We start from the raw sequence: 4,880 nt of genomic DNA, 5'->3' as shown, positions 1-4,880 counted from the left end.
TGTATTCGAGCAATATTTGGCCTTCGTCACCTGCCCGTCGTCAGCAGGAGAATAATACGGTTCGGAAGTCCAGGTTTTGCCGGTGCGACGAACGCGCCGAAACGTGTCGTTCGCGTCGCCCCAAGTAAAAAACGCCGTTGGCGCGTTTTCCGAATCGAAGAACACGGAGTTGAACGAGATTTGCCCCGTTGGCGGGCCAACCACGTAAAGCGACCAGGCGTCGCCTATTTTCTCCGCGATGCGGGGGGCGAAATCTGTCAACAGCCCCGTGCCGTAATAAGAAACGAATGCGTGCCCGACGGATTGGGCGACGACTTCCGGGTTCATGGAAAACAGCACAGGGATCCACGCTGATGTAAAACTTCCTCCGTCGGGTTTCGACGCGTAGATCAGGCCGCCGAACGCCCACGGACTTTGTTCGCCGGCCTCGGACACCACGTGCGCGCTGCCGTCCGGCGCGATGTCGAGCGCGATCTGATAGCCAACGTCGACGCCGACGCCGGTCTCATCGAAGGCGATTTCTGTTTCCCAGATTCCCGCGACGCGATGGCCGTAACGCACGGATAGCTCGTCCCAATTCTTCCAGGCCATGTGCGGCGAACCGTCCGATCCGAGCGAGATCGCGCCTTGTGTATTCGCAAAGTCGTAACCGCGGCTTCCGAAGGACGACATCGAATCGACGGCCTCGATTTCCCACGGCCCGCCGGGCACGCCGGTGGCGTAGCGAACCTCGTGGTTCCAACCATCGGAATAGGCGACATGAAAGACGTCATTCTCGTCGATCGTCATGCGGGGGTAACGCGCCATAAAGGCGATGCGCTCCCACGTCCAGTCGGTCGGACGCACCTGTCCCGTCGCGATTTTTTCGGCCGCCAGCGAATAGATGCGCAAATCACGGCCGTAGCTCGTGATGACGTGGACGTTTCCCTGGGAATCGACGACGACATCGCCTTCCAGAACGAGGTTCAGTGTGCGGACGCCGCTGCTTCGCACGACGCAAATCTCGATGCCATCCTCGGAGACGAAGGAATCCGGGCATCCGGGCTGAAACGGCGATAACTCCGTCAAGCCAAGATCGACGACATCGTCCGGCAGTTCGACGCAATGCTCTGCGAGGTCTTCATCATACGGGCGCGCAACGGTGTCGTCGTCCGCGCTGTCGTCGTCGAACGTGTCATCGTCTGATGAATCGTCGTCGTCCGCGTCGTCGTCAAAAGCGGAATCGTCGTCCGCGTCATCGTCAATCGCCGAATCGTCGTCCGCGTCGTCGTCGGGTAGCGAGTCGTCATCGTCGTCCGCGTCGTCGTCGAATCCCGAATCGTCGTCATCCGCCGTCGTGTCGTCATCGTCGATCGGCGTCCCGCCATCGGCCGGATCGCTATCGTCGTCATCGCCGCACGAGCAGCCGGGAAGCGTGAGCAGAAGCAGGAGGGAGAGGATCAGGAGCGCGAAAAACGCAAGGAAGCGGCTTGCGGATTTCCTCCGCGAATCGGATCGCACGGAATTTCCGGCGACACTCATAAACCCCACCGCGATTTGTAGAATGAACGTAAACCATCGCGATGGAAAAAGGTAGCCGCGATTGCGGTTTGCGGCTTGCACCTGCCGGGCGGCGCGTGTACTCATGCGGCTTGGTTTTTTACCGCGTTGCGCCGCTTGGCCGGCTCTCGCGAAGCGATGGAGCCCATGCGCGTCCTGATGGTCCGGCCGCCGAAATATCTGTGGCCGTACATGAACGAACACGACAACTTCCTGCTCTCGCAGGCGATGGTCTACGTCGGCGCCGCCGCGCGTGCCGCCGGGCACGATGTGACGCTCATCGACTGCGGACCGTCGAAAATGGGCTGGACGAGCCTCGCGGAAACGATCCGCGACCTGCGCCCGCGCGCCGTGCTCGCGGGGGATTCCGAGACGCTCTACGAACACGAGACCGGCCGCGTGTTCGCGCTCGCCAAGTCCATCGACCAGGACATCGTGACGATCTCCGGCGGGACGCACTTCGCGCAGAACGCCGTGGACTGCATGCGCCGCTATCCCATCGACGCCATCGTGCGCGGCGAGGCCGAGGCGACGCTGACCGAACTGCTCGGCGCGATCGACGGCGGTTCGCGCGATTTTTCGAACATCGCGGGGCTTGCCATTCGCGGCGAGGACGGCGGCGCGGCTTTCACCGGGCATCGCGACCTGATCCGCGATCTCGACACGCTGCCCTTCCCGGCCTACGACCTTCTGCCGATGCACCTGTTCGGCGCGTCGCGTTACCTGTTTTCGCCGGGCGGCATGACGATCCACCACAGCCGGGGGTGCGTCGATAGCTGCGCATTTTGCGCGTGCTGGCTGCAGATGGCCAAACGCAAGGGCGATCCGTCGGTGGAGTACGCCGAGACGTTTTTGCCGCGCTGGCGCACGCGCTCGGTGGAACCGGTCATCGACGAGATGATCCACCTGCATGACCGCTACGGCAAGAACTGCTTCGTGTTCGGCGATGACACCTGGAACGTGAAACAGGAATGGAACGACGCGTTCGCCGAGAAGGTGCTGCGCCTCGACAGGAAATTCTACTGGTTCGGATTCATGCGGGCGGATTACCTGATCCGCGACGAGAAGGCCGGCATCTTCGAAAAGCTCATCCGCACGGGCCTTTCGCATATCTGTATCGGCGTGGAGCGCGCGGAGGACGACGACCTCGATCGCATGAGCAAACACAACTACAGCACGGAAAAAAACGCCTGGCTGATCCCCTACCTCAAACGCAAATACCCTTCGCTGTTCATCCAGTCCACGTTCATCGTCGGCGTCCGCGAAGATACGCCCGAAAAGCTCGACCGCATGGTGAGCTTCGTGAAAAAACTCAACCCGGATTTCCCCGCGTTCCATCCGCTGACGCCCGTGCCCGGCACCAAGAGCTTCGAGGAGGCGCGCTCGAATGGATGGATCGAGGAGTTCGACTATTCGCGCTACGACTGGATGACGCCGGTCATGGGCACCGCGACGATGACCCGCGATGAGATCCACCTGAAACTGTGGGAGATGAACCGGCAGGTGCTCTCGCTGAAAAACATCGTCCGCGGCATCTTTTCGCCGCACAAATACAAACGCCGTATGTACATCTGGTGGGCGATCGTCACCGCCAACGTCGCACTCGATTTTCTGGTTGACCGCATCCTGCCCTCGCGTTCGGTGCGCAAAAAGGTGGAGCTGTCCGAATACGTCGGACTGCTCAAACCCGACTGGTACGAGGCGTAAGGATGCACGGCCACGCGCACGGGCACGGGCACGGGCACGCGCACCATCCCGGCACCATCCTCGACGACCACCTGACGCACGCGCAGTACCTCGCGCATCAGCGCGCGCGACGCCGCGCGATCACTCGCGACGTGCGCCGCGCCGCGATCGGCATCCTCGCCGCCGGCGGCACGGGGCCGCTCCTTGAGATCGGCGTCGGACCCGCCGTGGGCCTTGGAATGCTCGCGGACGCGCTTGGCACGGAGGAAGCGACGGGCGTCGATGCCGATCCGCGCATGATCGAGCTTGCCAAGGCCGAGCAGCCGCGATTCGCGCCTACGCTCGTTGTCGCCGACGCGCAAAAGGTGCTGCCCGTAGCCGATGGCACGATCGGCGCGATCTATTCGGAACTCGTGCTGCATCACATCGACGATCCCGCGGCCGTGTTCGCGAACGCGTACCGCGCGCTTCGTCCGGGCGGCGTATTCTTTTTGTCGGATGTCGATCCGGAAAACGCGATGAGCCGCGCGTTTACGGCGCTGTATCCCTTGCTCGTCGCGCTGGGATTTTCGCGCCACGGGTTCCTGGCGGCGCGCCACTCGCTGACGATGGCGCGGCCGTTTGGCGAACTTGTCGACATGATGCGCGCGGCGGGGTTCGAGATCGTGCACGAGGAGCGCCGCCGCATCCGCGGCGAAGCCGTGGCGCGAAAGCCGGCGTTGTAGGAGCGCCCTTCCAGGGCGCGATCGTCGAACGATCCGCGAATATCATTCGCGCCCTGGAAGGGCGCTCCTACAATCGACTGAAATCGCGACCGTCAGGGAGCGCGCATCGCGCGCGACGCACCAAGCCGCTACACTTGCACGCACGCATGACAAAACACCTGGCCAACGTCCCCACCCTGCCGCCGCCTGAAGGACGGCTGGCAAACCGGCACGGCGACCCCGCGTTTTCCGGCATCGACGCGTACGATCGCGCATGGGAAACGCACGGCGATGCGTGGGACTATCTGCGCGAGGCGTCGCCGCATCACGCGACAAAGCGCCTCTCGACGCGCCTGTACATGGACGCGCTTGCGCCCGCGCTCGCGGCGTATCCCGCCGCGTCGCGCGCGCTTGACGCGGGCTGCGGCGTCGGCCGTTTCACGCGCGAGCTGGCGCGCCGGGGTTATCGCGTCACCGCGCTCGATCCCTGCGGGCCGGCACTTGCACGCGCGATGGCGCACGCGCAGGACGAAGCGTGGGGCGAGATCGACTGGCGCTACGCCGACCTTTCGCTTCTCGACGACATGGCGCCGGCGAGCTTCGATATCGCGTTGTCGGCGGAGGTCCTGAATTACGTCACCGTGCCCGCGGACGAGATGGCGCGCCTTTGCCGCGTCACGCGGCCGGGCGGGCTTGTCACCGTTTCCGTCGAGGGGGCACTCGGCGCGCTGGCCGCGCGCGGCGCAGATCCGGAAACGATCGCGCGCGTCGTCGGCGGCGACACGAGCCTTGTCGAAGACGGCGCGGCGGTGCGGCTGTTTCGCGCGGGCGAGCTGGACGACCTGATGCGCGGCGCCGGGCTGAAAGACGTGCGCGTTACCGGCAGCCACTTCCTTTGCGAGGGCGTGTTGTGGTCATCGCTCGACGACGCCGCGCTCGCCGGCGAGGACG

General features: G+C 64.1%; 4 protein-coding genes. 3 read left to right on the top strand and 1 reads right to left on the bottom strand.

Features of this window, described 5'->3' with window-relative positions; genetic code table 11:
• Nucleotides 1–1,500 (bottom strand): hypothetical protein (locus K8I61_01945; protein MBZ0270770.1); only part of this gene is annotated, 1,500 nt, incomplete at its 3' end.
• 186 nt (nt 1,501–1,686) lie between these two features.
• Between K8I61_01945 and K8I61_01940 the strand changes: the two genes are divergently transcribed.
• The 3 genes from K8I61_01940 to K8I61_01930 form a co-directional block, all read left to right on the top strand.
• Complete coding sequence (locus K8I61_01940; GenBank protein MBZ0270769.1) at nt 1,687–3,246, top strand: B12-binding domain-containing radical SAM protein; 1,560 nt, start codon at nt 1,687–1,689, stop codon at nt 3,244–3,246.
• A gap of 2 nt (nt 3,247–3,248) precedes the next feature.
• Nucleotides 3,249–3,950, top strand: a complete 702-nt coding sequence (locus K8I61_01935; GenBank protein ID MBZ0270768.1) for a class I SAM-dependent methyltransferase — start codon at nt 3,249–3,251, stop codon at nt 3,948–3,950.
• 146 nt (nt 3,951–4,096) lie between these two features.
• A partial coding sequence (locus K8I61_01930; protein ID MBZ0270767.1) for a methyltransferase domain-containing protein occupies nt 4,097–4,880 on the top strand: 784 nt, incomplete at its 3' end.

The sequence above is a fragment of the bacterium genome, from assembly GCA_019912885.1.
Taxonomy (GTDB): domain Bacteria; phylum Lernaellota; class Lernaellaia; order JACKCT01; family JACKCT01; genus JAIOHV01.
Note: the sequence above shows the minus strand (reverse complement) of the source record. Positions and strands in the feature narration are given on the sequence as shown.

Excerpts from the sequence above, each read along its gene's own strand:
- K8I61_01935 (MBZ0270768.1), top strand. The coding sequence starts at position 3,249 with ATGCACGGCCACGCGCACGGGCACGGGCACGGGCACGCGCACCATCCC.
- K8I61_01940 (MBZ0270769.1), top strand. The coding sequence starts at position 1,687 with ATGCGCGTCCTGATGGTCCGGCCGCCGAAATATCTGTGGCCGTACATG.